Annotated in this window: 14 protein-coding genes; 8 read left to right on the forward strand and 6 right to left on the reverse strand. The window is 69.2% G+C overall.

The window, feature by feature from the left end; genetic code table 11:
• Positions 1-128 precede the first annotated feature (128 nt).
• Complete coding sequence (locus WMF14_RS36860; protein ID WP_437793928.1) at positions 129-470, reverse strand: DUF2934 domain-containing protein; 342 nt, start codon at positions 468-470, stop codon at positions 129-131.
• A 389-nt stretch (positions 471-859) separates the two neighbouring features.
• Here WMF14_RS36860 and WMF14_RS36865 point away from each other — a divergent pair, with 389 nt between their 5' ends.
• From WMF14_RS36865 to WMF14_RS36880, 4 genes are all read left to right on the forward strand, one after another.
• Positions 860-1,954 (forward strand): sigma 54-interacting transcriptional regulator, encoded by a 1,095-nt coding sequence (locus WMF14_RS36865; protein ID WP_437793931.1) that lies wholly within the window; start codon positions 860-862, stop codon positions 1,952-1,954.
• Positions 1,955-2,338: 384 nt separating this feature from the next.
• Positions 2,339-2,740 (forward strand): transposase, encoded by a 402-nt coding sequence (locus WMF14_RS36870; protein WP_437804375.1) that lies wholly within the window; start codon positions 2,339-2,341, stop codon positions 2,738-2,740.
• Between the two features lie 325 nt (positions 2,741-3,065).
• The gene (locus tag WMF14_RS36875) at positions 3,066-4,964 is read left to right on the forward strand and encodes a recombinase family protein (protein ID WP_437793934.1); all 1,899 of its coding nucleotides are present in this window, start codon (positions 3,066-3,068) and stop codon (positions 4,962-4,964) included.
• Positions 4,965-5,261: 297 nt separating this feature from the next.
• Entirely contained in the window at positions 5,262-6,536 is a 1,275-nt protein-coding gene (locus WMF14_RS36880; protein ID WP_437331109.1) for an MFS transporter, read from the forward strand.
• Between the two features lie 515 nt (positions 6,537-7,051).
• Here WMF14_RS36880 and WMF14_RS36885 read toward each other — a convergent pair.
• Positions 7,052-7,237: a hypothetical protein gene (locus WMF14_RS36885; protein ID WP_437331270.1), complete on the reverse strand. Its 186-nt coding sequence runs from the start codon at positions 7,235-7,237 to the stop codon at positions 7,052-7,054.
• Positions 7,238-7,933: 696 nt separating this feature from the next.
• Between WMF14_RS36885 and WMF14_RS36890 the strand changes: the two genes are divergently transcribed.
• Positions 7,934-8,416, forward strand: coding sequence for a protein-glutamine glutaminase family protein (locus tag WMF14_RS36890; protein ID WP_437793936.1), 483 nt, complete (start codon positions 7,934-7,936; stop codon positions 8,414-8,416).
• Between the two features lie 1,060 nt (positions 8,417-9,476).
• On the opposite strand, the gene WMF14_RS36895 is transcribed toward WMF14_RS36890, so the two are convergent.
• Complete coding sequence (locus tag WMF14_RS36895) at positions 9,477-9,995, reverse strand: GNAT family N-acetyltransferase (protein ID WP_272094494.1); 519 nt, start codon at positions 9,993-9,995, stop codon at positions 9,477-9,479.
• 214 nt (positions 9,996-10,209) lie between these two features.
• On the opposite strand from WMF14_RS36895, the gene WMF14_RS36900 reads away from it, so the two are divergent.
• Positions 10,210-10,665, forward strand: coding sequence for a GNAT family N-acetyltransferase (locus tag WMF14_RS36900; RefSeq protein ID WP_437328983.1), 456 nt, complete (start codon positions 10,210-10,212; stop codon positions 10,663-10,665).
• Between the two features lie 662 nt (positions 10,666-11,327).
• Here the strand turns inward: WMF14_RS36900 and WMF14_RS36905 are convergent.
• The 3 genes from WMF14_RS36905 to WMF14_RS36915 form a co-directional block, all read right to left on the reverse strand.
• Positions 11,328-12,377 (reverse strand): sialate O-acetylesterase, encoded by a 1,050-nt coding sequence (locus WMF14_RS36905; RefSeq protein WP_437793940.1) that lies wholly within the window; start codon positions 12,375-12,377, stop codon positions 11,328-11,330.
• Positions 12,378-12,767: 390 nt separating this feature from the next.
• A complete protein-coding gene (locus WMF14_RS36910; RefSeq protein WP_437793943.1) occupies positions 12,768-17,918 on the reverse strand; it encodes an AAA family ATPase in 5,151 nt (1,716 codons plus the stop codon).
• A 331-nt stretch (positions 17,919-18,249) separates the two neighbouring features.
• The gene (locus WMF14_RS36915) at positions 18,250-19,056 is read right to left on the reverse strand and encodes a helix-turn-helix domain-containing protein (RefSeq protein WP_437793946.1); all 807 of its coding nucleotides are present in this window, start codon (positions 19,054-19,056) and stop codon (positions 18,250-18,252) included.
• Between the two features lie 251 nt (positions 19,057-19,307).
• On the opposite strand from WMF14_RS36915, the gene WMF14_RS36920 reads away from it, so the two are divergent.
• Positions 19,308-20,189, forward strand: a complete 882-nt coding sequence (locus tag WMF14_RS36920; protein ID WP_437793949.1) for a glycoside hydrolase family 16 protein — start codon at positions 19,308-19,310, stop codon at positions 20,187-20,189.
• Positions 20,190-20,416: 227 nt separating this feature from the next.
• Complete coding sequence (locus tag WMF14_RS36925) at positions 20,417-22,786, forward strand: alpha-amylase family glycosyl hydrolase (protein ID WP_437793952.1); 2,370 nt, start codon at positions 20,417-20,419, stop codon at positions 22,784-22,786.
• Positions 22,787-22,789: the final 3 nt, after the last annotated feature.

Genomic DNA, 22,789 nt, shown 5'->3' on the forward strand with positions numbered 1-22,789 from the left:
CGGCCCGACGGGAGCGCGGCCCTCCCTCGCCGGCCGACGGCGCCGCCCACGCCCACGCGAGCGCGCCTGTCGCGCTCGCGTGGGCGCGCGCGGGGCCCCGCGCCGCCCGCGCCGCCGCGGCGGAGACGTCAGCTGGCGAGGCGCTCGAGCCGCGCGTCGACCTCGCGCTCGGCGTTCAGCCAGTCTTCAACGGGGTTGTTCCGGAAGCCGGCCCTCTCGGCATATCCATAGGCCACCTTGGCGATCAGGCCGTGGCGCTCCTCGCGCGACACCCGCGGGCGCGGAGGCGCGGCCTTCGGGGCATCGGCGCTCGCGCGCTCGGCGGCGAGCTTCACGGCCGCAGAGGGCCTCTCGACGGCGGCGGGAGCAGAGACCGCGCTCTCGGGCTGCGCCGAGGCGACCGGGGCGGCGACCAGGCTCTGGGCCCGGGTGGTCTTCGTGCGGGCCGGGGTCTTGCGCTTCGAGCTCATCTCGTCGTCTCTCCTTTCGGGTACACGGGTCGACTAACCCAGGTCCGCGCGTACGCACAAATTTTGAGCACGTAGTTCCTCGGCGCCCGGCCGCCGCCGGTCGGGATCTCCCTTCCAAGAGACCGTGGTTCGCGGTAGAGTGGATGTCGCTGACCGGGTGAGATCACCCGGCATGTGTCAGCCATCATCCCTCGTTGTTCGTCGCCGCCTCGTGGCCGACGTTCATCCGCCATCGTCCATCTATCGTCCAGCCATCGTTCCCACCGTCGTTCCCGTTTTCGCTCACGGCGGCCCATCCCCGGTCGCCGACTGCGCTGAGGACAGCTCGGTAATCCAGAAAACGGCAGGCGCGTCGCTCGCCGTCTGCCCATGAATCGAGGAGATGCGATGTGGAAGAAAGCGCGGCCCCTTCCCGGCGCACGGAACACCTCTGCTCGTCCGGCGGCGGGATGACGCGCGTCGTCTGGGTCGAGGACGACAGCGAGGTGCGGCTCATCGGCGCCTCGGAGCGCTGGGCGCGCGCGATGGAGCAGCTGCGCCGGCTGGCGGAGCACGAGCGCGCGCCGCTGCTCATCACGGGCGAGCCTGGCACGGGCAAGGAGCTCTGCGCGCGGCTGCTTCACGCGGCGAGCCCGCGCGCGGGCGGCCCCTTCGTCGCGGTGAGCGCGGCGCGGCTGCCGGCCGAGCGCCTCCGGGAGGAGCTCTTCGGCGTGGCGGCCGGGGCCGACGGGCGGCCCGCTGCGCGCCCCGGGCTGCTCGAGCTCGCGCGGGGGGGCACGCTGTTCCTCGACGAGATCGGCGCGCTCCCGCTCGAGCTCCAGCCGCGGCTCCTGGCCGTCCTCGACGGGGAGCCGCTCTGCCGGATCGGCGGCGGGGAGGCGCTGGTCGCGGACGTGCGGGTCATCGCCGCGACGAGCCAGGATCTCGCCGCGCGCGTCCTCGAGCGGTCGTTCCACGAGGCGCTCCACCGGCGCGTCGGCGCGCTCGCGCTCTCGCTCCCCCCGCTGCGCGAGCGCGACGGCGACGTGCGCAGGCTGGTCGAGCACTTCCTCCAGCGCCAGAGCGGCGCGACGGGGCTCGCGAGCGCCGGGCTCTCCCCGCGCGCGCTCGCGCAGCTCGAGGCGTATCCCTGGCCGGGGAACGTCCGCGAGCTGCGGAGCGTCGTCGAGCGCGCGTTCCTCCGGGCGCACGGCGCGCCGCTCGATCTGGAGCACCTGCCGCCGGAGATCGGCGCGGCGACGCGTCCCTTGGCGCCGCCGCGCTCGGGCCCGCCGGGCGCGCTGCGGCCGTCGCCGCCCGCGCGCGGCAGCGCGTCGCTCGGCGAGGCCGTGCGCCGCCACATCCTCGCGGTCTACGCGGCCCAGGGCGGCAACGTGACCCACACGGCGAGCGCGCTCGGGATCACGCGGGTCTCCCTCCGCCGGCACCTGCGCCAGTACCTCGCCGCGGACGCGCGCGACAAGGAGCCGCTGAGCGACCGCTAGGGCGGCGCGTCAGGAATCCCGCCAGAGAAACCGGTGGATGGCGAGCGGTTGCTGGAAACAGTAGCGATTCTCATGGCTTCCGCCTGTTTCGCCGCCGAGGGCGGCTCTGGTGTGGCCCAACGGGGCGCCCTCCGCCGTCGCGTCGCCCGCGGTGAAGGGCCCGCGGCATCACCGATCGGGGTCGGCGCCTGGCCTGGCGGCGCAGCGCCGCGGGATTTTCCTTCGCTCGCCGCCCTGTTGTCGGGCCCCTCGATGCGCTGCGGCCTGTTTCGGGATCGTGCCTGCGTGCCCGCACTCTGCCAGCCCAACGTTGAATTGACCTGCGGCGCGAAGCGCCGTCAGGTCCAATTCTGTGTTGGGCGGTGCCTGGTCGCGCATCATGGGATGAGTCCAATGGAGTTCATGGCCCGGCTCGCGGCTTTGATTCCTCCGCCGAAGATCCCGCTTGTGAGATACCATGGCGTGTTCGCGCCTCGCTCGTCGTGGCGCTCTCTCGTGACACCCAAACCTCCGGCCCGCGCCGCGAAGTCTGAGCCGTGCGCGGGGCACGCGCCTCTGCCCGCCGCGCCCGCGTCGCCGTGCGCTCCGCCGGCGCTCTCAGCGAGGTCGCTCGCGCATGCCGAGCCCACGGTGCGAGTCGAGCCGACCCTGATCTCGGTCTTGCACTGGGAGCGGCTGCTCGAAGGGGAGTTGTTCGCAACGTCGCGCTACGTCGAGTGGGCCGTGCTCATGAAGCGTTCGTTCGGCATCGACATCCTGCGAACGCAAAGCATGAAAACCTGCTGAGGCTGGTGCTGCACCGGCGTGTTTTCAAGATCCGCAGGAATTCCGGGAAGGGTGGGAATGAGGCTGCGGATGGGTCGCTCCCGTCAACGGGGTGGGGTCGTGAGGGGGTCCCCGAAAGGAAGGCGGGGATCCATGACCCAGCGTGCGTGGAGGATCGAGTGGAGAGCGCGGCCCCAGCCCGACGGTTCATCTCGGCTCAGCCTGGCGGTCGGCCTCGTGATCGACGCCGCGGAAAGCCCCCCGATCGGGCTGCGCAGGAGCGGGGACGACGGCGCCAAGAGGAGCAACGAACCCAACGCAAGCAACAGCAACGAAAGGAGAGACCATGAGCCAACGAGCCGCCCTCTATGCGCGCGTCTCGACGGCGCGGCAGGAACAGGAGCAAACGGTGGCGTCGCAGCTCGAAGCGCTCGAGAACGCAGCGACCGCCATGGGACTCACGGTGCCGGCAGAGCGACGGTACATCGATGACGGCATCAGTGGCGCTCGCCTCGATCGGCCGGGATTGGACGCGTTGCGCGACGCAGCGGCCGATGGGCTGATCGACGTGGTGCTCGTACACGCTCCCGATCGGCTCGCGCGCAATTACGTGCATCAGGTTGTGCTGGTCGAGGAGCTGACGAACCGCGGAGTCCACGTACACTTCGTCGAATGCCCCGCGACCGAGCGTGCCGAGGACCGCCTGCTCGTGCAGATGCAGGGCATCATCGCCGAGTATGAGCGCGCGAAGATCATGGAACGCACGCGTCGCGGTCGTATTCACAAACTGCGTGCCGGGCAGATGCTCCCTTACAGCTCTGTCGCACGCTATGGCTATGCCATCGAACGCTCTGCCGATGGGCTGCGGCGCACGGTCGTCATCGACGAGGTCGAAGCCCAGCATGTACGGGCGATGTACCGGTGGGTGTGCGAGGAGGATCTCAGCTCACGCGCCGTCGCCAGGCGACTGAACGCACAGGGGATACGTCCCCGCAGGGCGGCGCGGTGGACCGAGGGCCGCGTCTATGGGGTGCTGACCGACCCCACCTATACTGGCATGGCGACCTACGGTCGTCGGATGTCGGTCGAACCGGCACGACCGAAAAAGCCGGGTTCCTACCGAAAGCACCTCAAGAGCTCCAGCCGCTTCCGTCCCAAGCAGGAGTGGCTCATCATTCCGGTCCCTCCGATCGTTGACGAAAAGGAGCAAGCCGAGGTCCGCGCGATCCTCGCGAAGCACCGGTGGCAGGCGCCGCGGCACCTCAAGTACGACTACCTTCTCCGGTCGCTCGTCGTCTGCGGTGAATGCGGGTGGCGCATGGAGGGCCATCGACAGGCCCCGCGGTCCGGCGTGCCCTACGAGTACTTCTATTATGGATGCCGACGCCGCCTCGCCGAAGTGCGCGGCCATGACAAGCGGTGCAAAGCCAAGTACATCCGTCGCGACGAGCTCGATGCGGTGGTATGGGACGCGCTGGTATCGTGGATTCAGTCCCCGCAGATGCTGCTGCAAGAGGTTGAGGCATGGCGTTCGAGCCGCGCAGGAGAGGACCAGAATCGCCGTGACCGTGCCCGTCTCGAGAGCGCCGAGCGCAAGCTCCAGACTCACGTCGAACGGCTGGTCGACGCCTATCAGGCCGGCGCGATATCCGTCGAGGAGCTCAAGGCGCGGCGCGATCGCCTCGATGCCGAGCAGCGCGCGGTGCGCGTTCGCATCGAGGAGCTCGCGGCCCAGGACCAGGACCGAACTCGGCTCAATCAGCTGGCCGACGACCTGACGGCCTTTGCGGTGACGTTGCGGGAAGGACTGGACAAGCTGGACTTTGCAGGGCGGCAACGCCTCGTCCGGCTGCTGATCGAGCGTGTCGTCGTGACAGGCGACCACGTCGCTATCGAGCACGCGATCCCGCTCTCCGGCCGGTTTTCGGCTTTACGTTCGCAGGATCGATGCGCTCCGCTGCCCGAAATGCGAACGGAGGATGCGCGTGCTTTCCACGATCACCGACTCAGCGGTGGTGCGCCGCATCCTCGATCATCTGAACTTGCCCTCGCAGCCCCGAACGGCAGCACCCGCGCGCGATCCAACGTGGGAACCGATGGCGTTCGGGTTCGACGCGGCGTAGGTGGGCACCCGGCCCGAGCCCGTCATGGCGAACGCACGTCGCGGTCCGTCGAGCCAGAGCTGCACCCAATGCACGGCGCGCGGGCCCTGCGACGGGGCGAGCGGGTGTTTGATGCGCGATAGACGGCTCGCCAGGCGCCGTTCCCGCGGGGCTTGACACGGGCGAGAGCTCTATCGTTTCCTATCCGCTTAGATGGCTGTTCCGCAGGAGTAGCCGCTCCGCGGAGCGGCGACACGGCAACCCACAGCCAAGCGCATGTCAACCATCGCATGCAGCGTGGCTGTACGATTGGACGGCCGCTACGAGAGGAGCTTGACTTTCGGATCGAGTTTGGATTTCTTAGCCTATCGAGAGGATTGGAGGATGGCATGCAGCACGCAGGGGGCGCGGCCCCGGACATGGGCCCCGCGGCCCCGGACATGGGCGTCGCGACCCCGGACATCGGCGCCGCGACCCTGAAGCGGATCACCCGTGGCCTGATGCCGCTCTTCTGCCTGATGTACCTGATCGCGTACATCGACCGGCAGAACGTCTCCTATGCCAAGCTGGAGATGGTGGGCGCCCTGGGCCTCACCGAAGCCGCATACGGCCTCGGCGCCTCGCTGTTCTTCCTCGGCTACTTCCTGTTCGAGGCGCCGGCCAACCTGATCCTCGTCCGCGTCGGCGCCGGGGTCTGGTTCAGCCGGATCATGGGCACCTGGGGCCTCGTCACCATCGCGCTGGGGTTCACCCAGAGCCCGGCCATGTTCTTCGTCCTGCGCTTCCTGCTGGGCGTGACGGAGGCCGGCTTCTTCCCGGGCGTGCTCTACGTCCTGACCCTCTGGTACCCGCATGCGCACCGCGCCCGCATGATCGGCGCCTTCATGATGGCCAGCGCCGTGGCCAACGCGGTGGGCTCGGTCGTCGGCGGCGCGCTGCTCGATCTCAACGGCCTCCTGGGACTGGCTGGCTGGCAGTGGGTGTTCGTGGCCACCGGCGCTCCCGCCGTCCTGCTCGCGCCCTACGTCCTCTGGCGCCTGCCGAGCCACCCCGAGCAGGCCCGCTTCCTCACCCCCGACCAGAAGGCCTGGCTCGCCAGGACCCTCGCCGCGGAGCCCCGCCAACAGGCGGAAGGCTCCCCCTGGCGGGCCTTGCTGGACATACGAGTGATGGCGCTCGCCGGCCTGTATGTCGGCTTGCCGCTCGGCGCTTACGGCCTCAGCTACTGGCTGCCCACCCTCGTGAAGGGCTTCGGCGCCTCGAACATCCAGAACGGCTTCATCAACGTCATCCCCTGGGTCTTCGTCGCCTTGGCGCTCTGGTGGGTGCCGCGCCATGCCGCCCGCAACGGCGTCAGCGCCTGGCACATCTCCGGCCCCATGCTGCTGGGCGCCGTCACCCTGGTGCTGAGCGTGGTCGTGCCGGGCGCAGCGCCCAAGTTCGCCCTGCTGTGCGTCGCCGCCGCCGCCATCTTCGCCGGCCAGCCGGTGTTCTGGAGCGTGCCCCAGAAGCTCCTCGCGGGCCCGCACGCCGCCGCTGGCATCGCCGCCATCAACTCGGTGGGCAACCTCGGCGGCTTCGTGGCCCAGAACGTGGTGCCGCGCATCTACGACGCGACCGGCAGCCAGCTCGCCCCCATGCTGTTTCTGGCCGGCTGCCTGCTCATCGCCGGCGTCAGCATCCGGGTGCTCGTCCCCCGGCTGGCAGGCTGGTAGGGCGCCGGCGGATCAGGCCTGGCGGCCGCAGGCCGCCGCCAGCATCCGCAACTTCTACCCAGCGTCCGCAAGGCCAGCGAGCGAATGTCGCGTGGCAGTGCAGTGGGCTCCGTCCGCGTGGCGGAGAGAGCGCTGACCTCGCCCGCGTCGCGCGGACGGTTCATGACGCAGTGATGCGTGGTGCCGTGCGGCCTGGGCAGGCCAAGCCGATAACCACGGTCCTGCACCGCAAACTCGCCCGGAAGGAGCCTCGACCAACACGCGCCCTGCGCGGACGCGCGTGGCGAGGTGTCGCCTGGCCCTTTCCCGTTCGCTTCACGCGGTGCAGGACTTCTACGCACACCCGAACTGGGTCGAGCTCGGCGACGACGTCCTCGTGGACCAGTCGCTCACCGTCACGAGGAGCTCAACAAAGACAAGAGCACATTGCCCGGTCGCACGGCGCAGCATCGAGCGGAGAAGCCGCTCGCGATCCGACAGACACGCCATGAGTGGTGCCGACTCGATCAGCTCGCTCACGATGCGTGGGCGATGCCGGAGCTCGTGTCCGCGCAGGATCCGGAGCAGAAGGTCTGCCCATCATCGCAAGCGGGCAAGCCGCCGCCCCCGCCGGACGTCCCCGTGCTCGTGGCGTCGGAGCTCGCTGGATCGAAGTCCGGGTTCTCGGGGCTGCACGCGACAGGCAGACACAGCGTGCTCATCAGGAAAAGCTCTTCATGATGAGCATTGTACACCGAGGCACTGCGCCCCTGCAGAGGGAAGTTCTCGCGTCGCGGTGCGTGGTTGTGCACAGCAGGAAAACGGCGCGATCCGATGCGGTTCGAGCGAAGGACGACCGGGGTTGCCGGCATCCACCCGGTAACCGTCGAGCGGCGGCGCAGGAGCCAGCCGAGCCTCGAGAATCGCCGATGTCCGCCGTGCGGGGACCGCGAGCGGTGCTATGGTGCGCCGCACCCCGTGGTCCCCGACATGCTCCGAGCGTGACGGCTCCTCTCGGGGCGCTTCATGTCTTACGCAGGGAGATCAGATTCATGCGACAGTCTTATTTTACTCTTGCAAGAGTGTTGTGTGTCGCGGGGCGGCCCTGGCCGCCTCGGCCTGTGGAGGCGACGAGGGCGCTTATTCCGATCCGGCTCCTGACATCGAGCGCGCCGGCACGGGATCGCTGCTAGCTAGAGGACGCCGTCGACTCCCCGCCGTCCGGCGCGGGCTCGCCGGGTGACGAAGGCTCCCCCGGAGGCAACGCGAGCGGGACCTGCCAGCTGCCCGACGGTCCGCGCTCGTTCGACGAGCTCAAGGGCCCGCCCGGAAGCCTGGCAGCCGATTGCGTTCCCACGTGGACCGGGGAGCAGCTGAGCTCCGGGTTCGCCGCGATCCGCGACAGCCGGCTGCTCACCGTGCCGGAGCAAGCCGAGTTTCTGCGGCGGATTCCCTGGCTCGCGGCCGACAACGGCTGCGAGGAGCGGGCCGAGGCAGCGGTCTACTTCTTCCACCAATGGGACTATCCGACGCCCTACTTTGCCAGAGTCAGGGCAAAGCCGCGCAAGCGGCTGGTCTTCCAGACAACCAACGAGCCGTCCGGAACCGTGACGTGGTCCCACCACGTCGCGCCCGTGGTCCGGGTCGGTGGACAGCTCATGATCCTGGACGTCGCCATCGATCCGTCGCGGCCCCTCCCGATCGCGGAGTGGCTCTCTCGGTTCAGCGTCGCCGACGACATCGACGTCGCTTTGTGCCGCGACCACGCTTCCACGATCACCGACTCAGCGGTGGTGCGCCGCATCCTCGATCATCTGAACTTGCCCTCGCAGCCCCGAACGGCAGCACCCGCGCGCGATCCAACGTGGGAACCGATGGCGTTCGGGTTCGACGCGGCGTAGGTGGGCACCCGGCCCGAGCCCGTCATGGCGAACGCACGTCGCGGTCCGTCGAGCCAGAGCTGCACCCAATGCACGGCGCGCGGGCCGTGCGACGGGTAAGGAGGGACGCCGCCCCGTCGCCGCAACGCTGAGGATTACGTCCGGAGTATGCGAAGATGGCCGGAACGATGCCAGGGGGCGTTCTGGAACGGCGGCGTTCGAGGAACGGAGCATTGAGTTCACTCATTCGTGTGAGATTGTCCACCCCACGCTGGCGACAAGACCATGGATAACGACAAGCCCCAAACCCCCACGCCTTCCCTCACGGATCTGATGGGCGCGATGGCGGCGGCCCAGGCCGCGCAGGAGCCGTTCTTCCTCGGCCGCCTCCGCGGGCACTTCGGCGCCGACCCCCGCACCCTCCCCGTTGTCGCCGAGGAGTTCCCGGCCTTGGACCACGTGCTGGCACCAGGCCGAGCAGCCGACCGATCGCCTCGTGAACGATCCGCGCCGCCTCCTCATCCCCAAGGACGACGGCGCTCCTTGAAAAGTGACGCTGTATCAACAAATTATCCATGCATCGACGATGAGGCAGCCTTCACTCCACAGCCTGCGGGGAGTCGTCGCACTGGTCTAATCTGAAGGTCAGTGCGCGGCGCCGCGCATTCGTCATCGATCGCGACATCGCCGCCCACGTGCTGGCTGAGCACGGGTGTCCCGACGAGGACTGAACCAACGCTGCGACCGAGCTGGCCTCGCGTTACACACGCCACTTCCGGTCGTGGTCGTCGTCGGCCCCCTCATCGGTATCACTGGAACCGGTCGGCTATTGGATAGGTCATCATCGGCGACCCGCTTCCTCCGTATCTCAACGGTTTGGCAGCCTGCAGCCGACACAAAAATCACCTATCGATTTTGGCGATCGAGCATTGCGTAGAATTGCTTGGCAGCGGGACTGGTAGTTGCATCGCCGCACTCAGAACCACGCAACGTCAACGTTGGCGATTCGCAGTGGCCGGTACCTTCCCATACAAACCAAAACGCAAGAGTATCGTTCTAGAGAGCTCGCAAGGTTCGCGCTTTACGGACCAACCCACAGAGCCATGTAAACGTCGTCAAGATACTCGTTCGGACCGATCTTCAGCCGCCTCGTCTTACGCCCCTCTTCGACGAACCCGAGTGATCGATAAAGCGCGATCGCGGGCTCGTTCGACGAGCGCACCTGAAGCTCGACTTTTTCAACGCGCGGGTTTGACCGCGCCCAGCGCAAGAGCGAGTTCATGAGGGCTCTGCCAACGCCTTGGCGTTGATGGCCTTCGTGAACGGCGATCATCAGCCTGACGACGTGCGACGTCGCGGCAAGTGAGAGCGGTTCCAAGAACGCATGCCCGACGACCGTGCCCGCGTGTTCGGCGACGAGATAGATGCCGCCGCAGCGATCGTCGAGCTCGACTATCTTCTTTCGAAGGTCGTCGTCGACGATTTCGTCGGGCATCGAGGCGAGCTTCCCCGGAACGCTCGCGATCGCGCGCTCGGCTGCCGCGAGCAGCGGCGCGTCCTCCGGCCGTGCTTCTCGGATCAAAGGCACATCGAACCCCATGACGTTCTCTTATCACTCGACGGGGCCGGTTGCAGACGCCGTCACGCGGAGAGCTCGTCCGCTCGCAGCACATCGCGAGGTCAGGAGCCCGTCGCTAGAATGCCGAAGCCATGCAGGCCGAAGCCATGCCCTTGCGCCAGCAGACACCGCCCGGCGGAGACCGGCGCGCCGCCGTCCCCGGCGCGCCCGGTCGGCTCGCCTGCCTGAGGTCCCCGTGATCCGGGCCGCTCGCCCCGAGGAGGCTGAGCTCCTCGGCGCGCTCGCCCTCCGTTCCAAGGTGCACTGGGGCTACACGCGCGAGTTCATGGAGGCGTGCCGCGCGGAGCTCTCGATCTCGCCGGCGTACGTGGCGCGGCATCCGACCTTCGTCCTGGTGCGCGGAGACGAGGCGCTCGGGTTTTACACGCTCGAGGCCCTGAGCTCGACCCGGGTGGAGCTCGGCCACCTCTTCGTCGAGCCGGAGGAGATCGGGCGCGGTCATGGCCGCGCGCTCCTGGCGCACGCGCGCGACGAAGCGCGGCGACGCGGGTACCGCGTCCTCGTGATCCAGGGCGATCCGAACGCCGGGCGGTTCTACGAGGCCTGCGGCGCGCGGCGCGTGGGCGAGAAGGGCTCTGCCAGCATCCCTGGCCGGCTGCTCCCGCTCTTCGAGCTCGACCTGTCGCGCTGACGCGCCGCCGCTCGCGCTGGCCGAGCCTCCACGATATCGGCAACGTGAATCGATCTCCGGATCCTGTTGGTCCTCGTACTGAATGTTCGGTCGGCCCGGGGCTTGGTCTCCGTGAACACGGAGAGCAGGCGTCGGAGACGCAGCGACCCAAGGGCTCAGCTCGTTCACTCGATCGGGCGCGAACACCTGTCCTGTGCCACCTCGGCCGCCATCTCCGACAGTGCCGGCCAAGGCCAAGACAGTTCGGTTTCCGTGGATCTCCGCACCTGTCCTATCCGGGCGCCTCGTCAATGCGGCTTGCTACCGTCGACGCGACCTTTCTCTCCCCTCCGGTGCTGGCACCAGGCCGAGCAGCCGACCGATCGTCTCGTGAACGATCCGCGCCGCGTCCTCATCCCCAAGGGCGACGGCGCGGTTCAGGGGGCCGGCGAGCGAGGCAACCACGAGGGCCCGAGGCGACGCGTCGGCCGACGCGAGCTTCCCAGGATCGAGGCTCGCCGGTTGGGCCCGGGTTGGGCCCAACCCCACCGACGGGCAGCGATCCGTCGTCACGCCTCCCTGAGATTCGGGGCAAAGCACCGGATCGCGACGGTTCGCCCCCGCGGAATCGTCCCGCCAGGAGCCGAACCTGAACGCTCCACCGCGCGGCGCGCAGGACGCGCTCAGAGACCGAGGGCGCCGATCATCTTCTCGGCGTAGCGCTTGCCCAGGGTGACCTGCGCGTCGTGGCCGAAGTGGAGGTTCCAGGTGTCCGCAGGATCGATGGCGAGCCCCTCCGCCGAAACGGCGTAGGCCTTGGGGATCAGCCCCGGGAGCTGGTTCACGAGCGAGTTGTGTTTTGCGCACGACCCCGAATGGAGGAGCTCTCCTGCAAGGAACGGCACGTCACCGATACCGAGATCGGCGCGCAAGTCCGAGACGAGCGTCTTCACCTTGCCGGGCCACGCGGGATCGCCGCAGTTCGATTCGCCTTGATGGAACAGGATCCCCTCGATCACGCCGCCGATCTCCTGCGCCGCCTTCGCGCGCGACAGGATCCAGCTGTACTTGCTTCCCCCCGCCTTCATGAACGTCTCCACCTTCTCCCCGCTGATGGCGGACGGGACGAGGCCGACGGTGTCCTGGGCGGGGTAATGCTCGAGAATCGTCCTGGAGAAGTAGTCGCCGGGCCCGATCGCGCCGTTCCAGCATTCGTGGAGCGGCGGGGCAGCGACGTCCCACGCGCCTTCGACGCGCCCGGTCGCGGCGCACGCATCGAAGCCGAGGACCTTGATGCGGGGATTCTCGGTCTTGTCTGCGGCCAGGGCCTTCGGGTACCCGGCCATGTTCGATTGCCCGAGGAGGAGGAAGACATGAAACACGGGCTCGGCCGATCCTCCGCCGCTGCTCCCGCCGACGCCCGGATCCTCCGCGCCGCCTGCCCCCGAGGTCCCTCCGCCCACGCCACCTGTGCTCGGCCCCGCGGCCTCTCCGCCCACCCCGCCTGTGCTCTGCGCGCTCCCCTCTGCGGGCCCTCCGCCAGCGAGAGCCCCTGTAGACGCCGAGGACACGACGCTGGAAGGCGCGCCGCCTGCCCCGCCTGCCCCGCCGGTGCCTGCGGATCCGGGCTCTTCGACCGGGGCATCTGCTTCACTGCAGGCAAGGAGCCCGATGAGCGAGAACGCGATGCGCGAAGGCGTGAGCCCGAGAGACCATCGAAGTATGCTTTTCATGAGGACTTCTCCGACAGCTGCCGCTTGCCCATGACGAGTCGAGCTCTCGCGCCCGGCGGGAGTAGGGCGCGACCGATGCCCCCACGCCGCTGCTCGCGAAAGGAGTCGGCGCTGAGCTCGATCCCGATCCCCAGGACGAAGGGCCCGGTGCACATGACGCTATCCAGGGCAAAGCGGAAGGATACCCAGACAAATGTGAACGCTCACATCAGCGGTGTCAACCCGAATCAGCCGGCCGGTGGCCCGCCGCCCGCCTCGACATCACATCGTGATGGCGTCTTATGGCGTCCTGGCGGTTCAAAAGACCCCACCTTCGGCCAAAGTACTCCATCCCCTCGGCTCCGCGCCGCAGGGCCCAGTTGGCACCAGGCGGCCCGCGCGCCCCTCTCCTCAGGACGGCTGCGCGAGGCCGAGCTCTCCCTCCGGCTCGACGGGCAGCTCGACGATGAACGTGGTCCCTGAGCCCAGCTGACTGCGCAGATCCACGCGCCCTCCATGCGCTCGCACGATCTCCCGGACAAGGTACAGCCCGAGGCCGAGGCTCTGCGCTTGATGAAGCCCCGTCGCGCGCTCGAACGCCTCGAACACGCGCCGCTGGTCGGCCTCGGAGATCCCGATGCCCTGATCCGAGACCGAGAGGCGAGCGACGGCCCCGTCCCCGTCGGCGACGATCCGGACCGGCTTTCCGGCGCCGTACTTCATGGCGTTCGTGAGCAGGTTCGTCGCGACCTGCTCGAGCCGCAGCCGATCCCACCGGCCCACGACGGCGCGCTCCGCCCGCACGTGGAGCGCACATCCAGCCAGCTCGGCCTGCTCGCTCAAGCGGCCGACGACGTCCCGCACGAGCGCCGTCAGATCCACCGGCTCACGCGTCAGGGCGAGCCGCCCCTTCTGGACGCGTGAGAGGTCGAGCAGGCTGTCGATCAGCAGGTTGAGCCGGCCGAGCTGGCGCTTGAACGACGTGAGGGACGACGACAGCCAGGACGCGGACACCGCCTCTTGCTGCTTGATCGATCGCGCGAGCGCGTCGAGCTTCAGATGGAGGCCAGTCAGCGGCGTCTTCAGCTCGTGGGCGAGGAACGCCGTGCGCCGCTCCGCGGCCTCCGCCGCCGCCCGCGCCTCTCGCTCCCTGGCGAGCAGGAGCGCATTCTCGAGGGAGATGGCCGCCTGCGTGGCGAGCAGCTCGAGGGCGAGGAGCCGCTCGGGCGTGAACGCGTGCGTCGTGAGGTTGTTCTCGAGGTAGAGCAGACCGAGCACCTCGGCCTGCCGCAAGATGGGGACGCAGAGGACCGACCTCGGAGTGTGCCGGACGATGTACTCGTCCCCCGAGAACCTGCCCGCCTTCGCGGCGGCGTCATCGAGGAGCACACGCTCCTTCGTGAGCCGCACGTAGTGGAGGAGCGAGGCAGGGAGGAGCGGAGAGGACGACACCGGCAACGACTGGAGAACCCTGGTCACGGTCCCCTGTCGCTCCTCGATCGCGGCTTCCGCCTCGATCGTCAGATCGCCGTCCCGCACGAGGATGAGGCAGCCCTTCTGGGCGCCTCCCTGCTCGAGGACGGACTCGAGCAGGGTTCGCAGGAGCTTCTCGAAGAGGATCTCGCCCGAGATCGTCTGCGACGCCTTGACGACCGCAAGCACGTCGAGCAGCTCCGTGCGGGCCGCGAAGGTGGCGGTCGGCTCGAGCGGCCGCCGCTCGAGGAGCTGCGGATAGCGCTGCTCGAGCTGCTTCACCTTGCCGTCGGCCCCCCAGCGCACGTAACACGAGCGGGCTTCACGCAGGTACGTATCGGAGAAGCGCTCGAACCCTCGCGCTCGATAGAACCCAGACGCGAGCTCGTAGGCGAGCGCCTCGACGTGGACGAAGCCGCTCTCGCGCGCCGAGCGGATGGCCTCTTCGTAGAGGCGCATCGCGTCGAGGTCCCGGCCCTCGATGCGCGCGACCTCCGCGGACACCAGGGCGTAGCGGCTCTGGAAGTTCTCGGGGCAGCCCGCGGCCCAGCGCCTCAGCTTCTGGAGCGGCTTCTCGAGCGCCTCCGCGAATCGCCGCCGCTGCTCGGCCGGCGCCTGCGCGTGGAGCGCCGTCACCGTGAGCGCGTGGTAGAAGTGGTGCGTCACTTCCATGGCGAGAGACGCCGCCTGCCCCTGCATCAGCGCGGCGGCGGCCGCGGACTCCAGCGCTTCGGCGTGACGCTCGTGCGTGAACGCGGCGATCTGCTTCATGATATGATAGATAGCGATCCCAAGGCCGAAGCCCGCCTTCTGGCAGATCGCGACCGAGCTCGCCTCGTCGAAGGCGCCGCTGTCGAAGCTCGTCGGCGCCCGCGTCGCTCCCTTCAGGCTCGCCGCGAGCTGCTCTTCGAGCCGGACCACGTGGTACACCACATCGTTGTGGGTCTGCCGGGCGAAGGCGGCGTATTTCCGCGCGACCTCGATCACGCGGTCGAGCGGGTCGCCGTTCTCCAGGACGAGCCACACCATGTTGTACGTCAAATAGCCGGCAAAGATGAAGTCTCCGACGTCGAGGCAATCGAAAAATGCCTTGTCCATGAGCGGGATGCTCGTCGCGTAGTGCCTGTACCAGATGCTGATGACGCCCGCGTGGTGGAAGAGCAGCCTCCCCTTCAGCATGGCCGTGACGCTCTTGAATTTCTCGTTCAGCCTGAGCGCCATCTCGGAGAACTGGAACGCGCCCGAGACGTCGCCGAGGATGGACACCATGACCGCGGCGTAACAGCTATAAACGAAGGAGGACTCCTCGGCGGGTCCGTGCTGCAGGGACGCGTTCACCCCCTTGGCGGTGAGCAGCGGCCAGAGCGCCGGTCGCACGGAGAACACGAGGGGGGCCGATTCGGCGACAAGGCTGATGAACGCCCGCACGTCCTCGTCGGTCGCCACGGGCGCATCGACGAGATCGCCGATGTGACGCCCGCGCAAGGCGATCGGGACCTGCCGGATCTCGGCCTCCACGGCGGCCTGGATCTCCTCGTCGGCCTCCGGGAGCGTCGCCCCGTAGAGCCGCAGGGCCTCGATCATGACCGTCATGGCGTCGCGGTGTCGCCCGGCGATCTGGTAGAGCCGCATGCGCAGCCGGTGGGCCCTGGCGCGGTCGGGCCTGGAGCGGGCGTTCTGGAGGATCAGATCGAACAGCCCGTCGGCGGGCTGGAAGTTGCCGGTGATGGACTCGCATTCGGCGAGCTCCAGGTAGAGCGCGAGCGTGTCCTCGTACCGCGCGCTCCAGGCGTCCGCCGGCAAGAGAGACGTCGCCTGCGCCAGGTAGCTGCGCGCCGAAGCGTAGGCGACCGAGGCCTTCGCCTTGATCCCTGCCAGGAGGTTGAGCCGGCAGAGCGCCTCCTTCTCGCGTGGATCGGTGATGAGGTGAGCGCCGTGATTGAGCTGGGTCGCGACGTCGAACGCCCGCTCCTCGACCGCCCCGCCTGGCAGACGAGACGCGAGGCGTCGGCCGATCTCGAGGTGCACCGCGGCCCGCCGAGCCTCCGGGATGAGCGAATAGGCTGCCTCCTGGACGCGGTCGTGGAGGAACTTGTAGGTGCCTTCGTGGCAGAGGACGAGCCCCGCGAGGATGGCCTGCCAGACATCCTCGTGCAGCGCCTCCTCCGAGCGGTCGCACGCTATCGTCAAGACGCCGACGTCCGCGGCGTTCCCGAGACAGGCGAGCTGCTTCAGCGCCTCCTGGGTTTCCGCAGGGAGCCGCGCGAGCTTGTCGACCATCAGGTCGACCACGTTGTCGGTGAAGCCTTTGGCGCGGATCTTCGCCATGTCCCACCGGAAGGCGCCCGCGCTCGGGTCGAGCTCGATCAGCCGCTCTTCGTGGAGGGCGAGGAGAAACTGGATCGCAAAGAAGGGGTTGCCGGCCGTCTTCTCGTGGACCAAGGCCGAGAGCGGCGCGGCGTCCTCGGGGCGGCATTGGAGCATATCGCTGACGAGCATGGACAGGTGCTCGCGGGAGAGCGGGCCGAGCACGATATCCCGGACGCGCGCGCCCTCCCTCCTCACCTCGCCCAGCGCCGTCATGAGCGGGTGCGAGGGGGTCACCTCGTTGTCGCGGTACGCGCCGACGACGAGGAGGTGCCCCGTGTCGAGGTGCGTCACCAGATCTTGCAAGAGCGAGAGGCTCGCCGAGTCGGCCCACTGGAGATCGTCGAGGAAGAGCACGAGGGGGTGCTCCTTCCGGGCGAACACCCCGATGAAGTGCCGGAAGACGATGCGGAACCGGTTCTGCGCCTCGACCGGCGGCAGCTCGGGAGCCGGCGGTTGCGGGCCGATGACCAGCTCGAGCTGCGGGATCAAGTCGACGATGATCTGCCCGTTGACCGTGAGGACCTCGAGCAACCGCTGCTTCCATGCGGCGATCCTCTCGCCGTCGGCGAGGAGCTCGAGCACGATCTCCTGAACGGCCTGCACGATGGTGGAGTAAGGGATCTCGCGCTTGTGCTGATCGAATTTTCCCGAGGCGGAGAACCCCCGCTCGCGGGCGACGGCCCTGTCCAGCTCGTGGACCAGCGTCGACTTGCCGATGCCGGAGTAGCCCGAGAGGAGCACGAGCTCGGGAGATCCGGTGTCGAGCACGCGCTCGAAGGCGCGCAGCAGCGCCGCGATCGCCTCGTCGCGCCCATAGAGCTTCTGCGGGATCCGCAGGCGGCCCGACGCGTCCTGCTCGCCCAGCGGGAAGGGCGCGACGCTCCCGCCGCGGCGCCATGAGTCGAAGCACCGTTTCAGGTCATGGCCAAGGCCGCGGGCCGTCTGGTAGCGCTCCTCGGGCATCTTCGCGAGGAGCTTGATCACGATACGCTCGACCGCCTCCGGCACGTCGGGGACCACCTCGGACGGGGCCGCGAACGCGCGGGCGACGTGACAATGGATCCATTCCAGCGGGTCGCGGGCGTCGAACAGGAGCTTCCCCGTGAGCATCTGGTAGAAAGTGACCCCCAGGGAATACAGATCGGTGCGGCTGTCGATCCCACGGTTCATCCGCCCTGTCTGCTCGGGCGACATGTAAGGCAGGGACCCCTCGATGAGGCGTGCTGGCCCCAGGGCGTGCTGTTCGCCGGAGAGCCGTGAGGCGAGCGCGAGATCGGCGATCTTCACCTCGCCCGTGGCGGGAATGACCAGGATATTTGCGGGCTTGAGGTCTCTGTGAACGACGCCTCGCTGATGGATGTCGGAGACGGCATCCGCGATGCGGACGGCGAGCTCGAGGAACCTGCCGATCGCCATCGGCGCGCCGAGCCGTCGATCCAGCGGCTCGGCGCCGGAGTCTTCCATGACGAGGGCGAGCGCCCCATCGTACATCTCCAGGGCGAGGGGCCTGACGACGGCTCCCACGTCGAGCATCTTGCCCGTCTCGTACTCCCTCTTCAGCCGGGCGAGGTCCTTCGGCCGGCAGCTCCTCGGGTCGAGCACCTTGAGGACCACCGGATGGCCGTCGGCGTTTCGAACAGCGCGGTACACGGCGGTACCGCGGCCCTCGTGAATGGTCTCGCGAATCGTGTAGGGAAAGGGAGGGGACGGGCTCGTCATTCAGGCGCTGGGCGAGGCAGCCTCGACAGTGGCAACAGGAGCCCCCTCCCCGGCAAGGTATACCATTCCCCGCTCCCGCATCATGGCCAGCGTTGCGGGTGATCCTGCGCGAATTCGGATCGGCCGACGGGCTCGGCCGCGCGCGGCCCCGAGGCGCCATCACCAGGCCGCCTCGGCCGAGAGCCGCTACGTTCAACGCGCCTCAGGCGATCGAGGACGGCACGCTCGACGCCCTGGGCGTGCGGGCTATCTGGCTCACGTCGTTCCAGGAGAAGCCTGCCGGCGCAACCCTGGCGAGCGATCGAGTCCGCCGGGTCACCGGAGTTCACGGTTACCATCCGTGCATCGGCACGGTCATTTCGGTCAGCACCGCGCGCTGGCCGCCGAAATAGTCCTGGGGCGCGCAGCCGAGGGCGCGCGTGAAGACGCGGTGGCATTGCGCATAACTCCCGAACCCGACGGCGTACGCCGCGCGCGCGAAGCTCGCGCCGCGATCCACCTCGGCGACGAACTGCATCAGCTTGAGCCGCGCACGGTACTCGACGACGTTCACGCCCACGTCCTGGCGAAAACGCCGGCTGATCCCGCTCTCGCCCGTGTGCAGGCGCGCCGCGAGGGTCGCCCCGGGGAGATTCGGATCGAGGCGCAAGAGCTCGAAGATGCGGCGGCTTACCACGTGGGGGAGCGGCACGTTCGACAGCGACCGCTCGAAGAGCTCCGCGAGGCGATGCTCCACGACCGAGATGTCGCGCGCTCGGTCGAGCGCGCCGAGGAGCGCGAGCTCGTCGGCGAGCACGGCCGGCGTGAGCTGCACAGCGTCGAGCGCGACCTTCGACGCGGCCCCCGCGACGCGAGCCCCCAGCTCGGGGCGGAGCGCCGCGACGTACAGAACGAAATCGCTGCTCTCCTCGAGGAGCGCGTGATCTTGCCCCGGCGCGAAATAGAGCAGCGTGCCCGCCACGAGCGGCACCACGCGCTTCCCCACGCCCATGATGCCCGTGCCGCGAGCGACGAGGTTGATCTCCGGCTCCTCGTGGAAGTGCCGGGGCCGACGGTACTGCGGCTGGTGACGGAAGACCTGGGCGCGCCGGCCGGCGAGCATCGGAAAGGGCTGGAACAACGCGGGCCGAGCGCTCAAGGCCAGGTCAGTGTGCGGCAGCGGTGACGCGGACAGGAAGCAAAAAATGCGAAGCGCTCTCGCACCCGGCGCGCCAAGTGGAGCCCATGATGTCTTCGACGCGCTGCACGGTCGCTTCGCTTCTGTTCTCCGCATTCACCGCGCTGGCTTGTGGCGACTCCAGCCAGCCCCCGGGCTCTGCGACGGGGGCTGGCGGGGACGGCACCGGCGCGGGTGCTGGTGGTGGTTCCAGCGCCGGAACGGGTAGCTCCATGACGGGGGCTGGGGCTGCGGCTGGCGCCTCCAGCGCCGGAGCCGGCGCCGGCGGCGCGGGCGGCGCCGGCGGCGCGGGCGGCGCCGGGGGAACGGAGGATGGCACAGCAGCGGCAGGCGCCACGGGGAACGGCGGCTCAGCGGGCGGCCCTCCCCCGGCCGAAGAGGCCTTCACCCTGCTGTTCCGAGACGATTTCGATCAGCTGGACGCAGCTCGCTGGCAGCTGATGACACATTCCTGGACGGGCAATCTGGCGCTGTTTTCGCGATCCGCCGCCACCATCGAACGTGGCCAGCTGGTGCTCCGGCTCACGCCGGCCCCCCAGGGCACCGCCGACAGCTCCGGAGCCGCCAAGACCTTCCTGGGCGCCGAGGTTCGCTCCATCGACGCGCTCACGTACGGGCGCGTGCGCGCTCGCGTCAAGTTGGCCCGAGGCTCGGCGGTCGTCTCGTCACTGGTCACGATCTACACCCCCTGGCCAGCGGACAACTGGAACGAGCTCGACATCGAGTGCCTCGGGGCCGAGCCGAATGACGTGCAGTTCAACGCCATGGTGTACACTGGCGCTCCGGTACGGCCTCCGGTGACGCAATCCGTCAGTCCGACTCAGCATCCGCAGAAGGTGGACCTCGGCTTCGACCCGAGCGCGGACTTTCACACCTACCAGATCGAATGGACACCGTCCGGCGCCCGCTTTTCCGTCGATGACGTGCTCCGACACGCGTGGACGGAGCGCATCGACCTCATGGTGCTGCCGCAGAACGTGCTCATGACGATCTGGGCGTCGTCGAGCGCGGAGTGGGCCGGGGCCGTGACGGCCGAGACGGGCAAGGCGAGCGCGACCTACGATTGGATCGAGCTCTATCGGTACACGCCTTGATCGGGTCGCGAGATCAGGCCGCTCCGAGCGCGTGAGCTCGCGCGGTTCGGCCCGACAAAGCGCCAAGCGAACGCCTGGGTGCGGGGCGGAGCCCCGACGGAAACTGCGCGGGTCTGTTAGCGACGCGACAGCATGGGCGGAGCATCGCTGTTCTCCGCAGCGGCTGCGGTGGTTCAGGGCGATGCGCGCGCTGACATGCCCCTCGCGATCGGATACTGCTCGAGGCCATGTCGCGCCGCCGTTCTGCCGTCGTGATCGCCGCTGTCTGCGCCGTCATGCTCCCTGCCGTCCCGCTCGCGTGTGGGGGCGATCGCGAGCTCGACGCGGGCCAGGGGAAGGGTACGAGCGGCGCCGGGACGGCAGGCGCCGGTGCTGCTGGCGGCGAGGCGGCTGGCGCAGGCGGCGAGGCCGCAGGCGCTGGCGGGGCGGGCGGAGGAGCGCAGTACGGGAACGTGCTCTGTCCGACCTCGTTCACGTTCAACGCCCCTCCCGGGGCCACGGACGTCCGCGTCCCTGGGGAGTGGAACGGCTTCGATCTCGGCGCTGCTCCGCAGCTGCAGGGCGGTACGCAGGGCCGGCTCGTGGCCACCCTCGACCTGCCGCCGGGGCTGCACGGCTACAAGATCGCCTATCGGTCGGGCGGCGAGATCTCGTGGGTGCTCGACCCGGCGGAGGGGCGCCGCAAGTACGTCGACGGGATCGAGAACTCGGCCGTCAAGGTCCCTGACTGCCGCCTCCCGTCGTTCTCTGTCGCGTCCAGCCAGGCGACGCGGCCTGCCGCCGGACAGGGCGCCTTCGAGGCTCGGCTCGTGTACAAGGACGGCATCGAAGGCGCGGGCCCGGAGGCGGCCGCGTTCGAGGGGGTTCTACAGGACCAGGACGGCGGGGCGCGCCCGCTCACGGATCAGGAGCTCTCGGTCGACGCGCGCGGCGACGTGCGGATCCAGCTGGGGGGCCTCGGCGACGGCAAATACCGCGTCACCCTCCGCGGGGCGACCCGGAGCGGCCGCGCCGGTGAGCCGCTCCGGCTTGTGTTCTGGGTCGAGGCCGAGGCGTTTTCCTGGGAGGACGCGCTCATCTACATGGTCGTCACCGATCGTTACCGCGACGGCGATCCGACCTTGAACCCGCCCGCCACGCCGGGCGCCGATCCACGGGGCGACTGGGCCGGCGGGGATCTCGAGGGGCTGAGGCAGGCGATCGAGGACGGCACCCTCGACGCCCTGGGCGTGCGGGCCATCTGGCTCACGCCGTTCCAGCAGAACCCTTCCGGCGCAACCCTGGCGAGCGATGGAGTCCACCAGGTCACCGGATATCACGGTTACTGGCCCATCAAGGCGCGCGATGTGGATCCGCGGCTCGGCGGCGCCGAGGCGCTCCGCGCGGTGGTGGCCGAGGCGCACCGCCACGGGATCCGCGTCCTCCAGGACTTCGTGGTGAACCACGTGCACGAAGAGCACGAGTACGTCTCGTCTCACCCGGGCTGGTTCAGGATGGGGTGCGTCTGCGGGACCGACGGGTGCGACTGGACGTCGCACGCGCTCGATTGCATGTTCGCGAGCTACCTCCCCGACGTGGATCACACGGTGCCCGAGGCCAACGCCGCGTTCGTGGCGGATGCGATCTACTGGCTCGACGCGTTCGATCTCGACGGGCTCCGCGTCGACGCCGTGAAGCACGTGGAGGAGATCGCGACGCGCAACCTCGCCGCGGAGGTCCGAGAGGCGTTCGAGCCGGCCGGCACACGTTATTTCCTGATGGGCGAGACGGCGATGGGCTGGAGCGACTGCGCCGACCCGTGCAACGACGAGAACTACGGGACGATCGCTAGGTACATCGGCCCTCAGGGGCTCGACGGCCAGCTCGATTTCGTCCTCTATCACGGGGTCTCTTACCGGACGTTCGGCTGGGGCGAGGAGGGCATGCTGCACGCCGCCTACTGGGTCGAGCACGGGCAGCGGCGGTGGCCGGAGGGCGCGATCATGACGCCGTACCTCGGCAGCCACGACACGGCCCGCTTCGCGACGCTCGCCGACTACCGCGACGACGCGGGGCCTCGCGGCCGGGATGTCCCGGGCCGCCAGTGGTCGGACACCGCGGAAGCGCCCGGGTCGCCCGAGGTGTACGCGCGGACGCGCCTCGCGATGGCGTGGCTCCTGGGCCTCCCGGGCGCGCCGCTGCTCTATTACGGCGACGAGTACGGAGAGTGGGGCGGCGCCGACCCGAACAACCGCAGCGTGTGGCGTCCGGAGGAGGAGCTCACGGCGGACGAGCGGGAGACGCTCGATTTCGTGCGCGCGCTCGGGACCGCGCGGCGGGCGATCCCCGCGCTCCGCCGCGGCGCCTACGTGAACCTCACCGCCACGGAGGACACGCTGGTCTTCGGCCGCCGGCACGGCCGGGGGGAGTCGGCCGTGGTGGCGCTGACGCGCGCGGGGACGGAGCAGCGCATCTCGGTCGAGGTCGCTCAGGCGCTCGGTCTCCCGCCCGGCACCGAGCTCAGGGACGTGCTCGGCGGCTCGCGCGAGATCGTCTCCGCGGCCGGCGTGCTCTCGATGAGCATCCCGCCGGGCGGAGCGGTCATCTTCGCGCCGTGATCG

The organism is Sorangium sp. So ce693, assembly GCF_051521375.1.
GTDB classification, from domain to species: Bacteria; Myxococcota_A; Polyangia; order Polyangiales; family Polyangiaceae; genus Sorangium; species Sorangium atrum.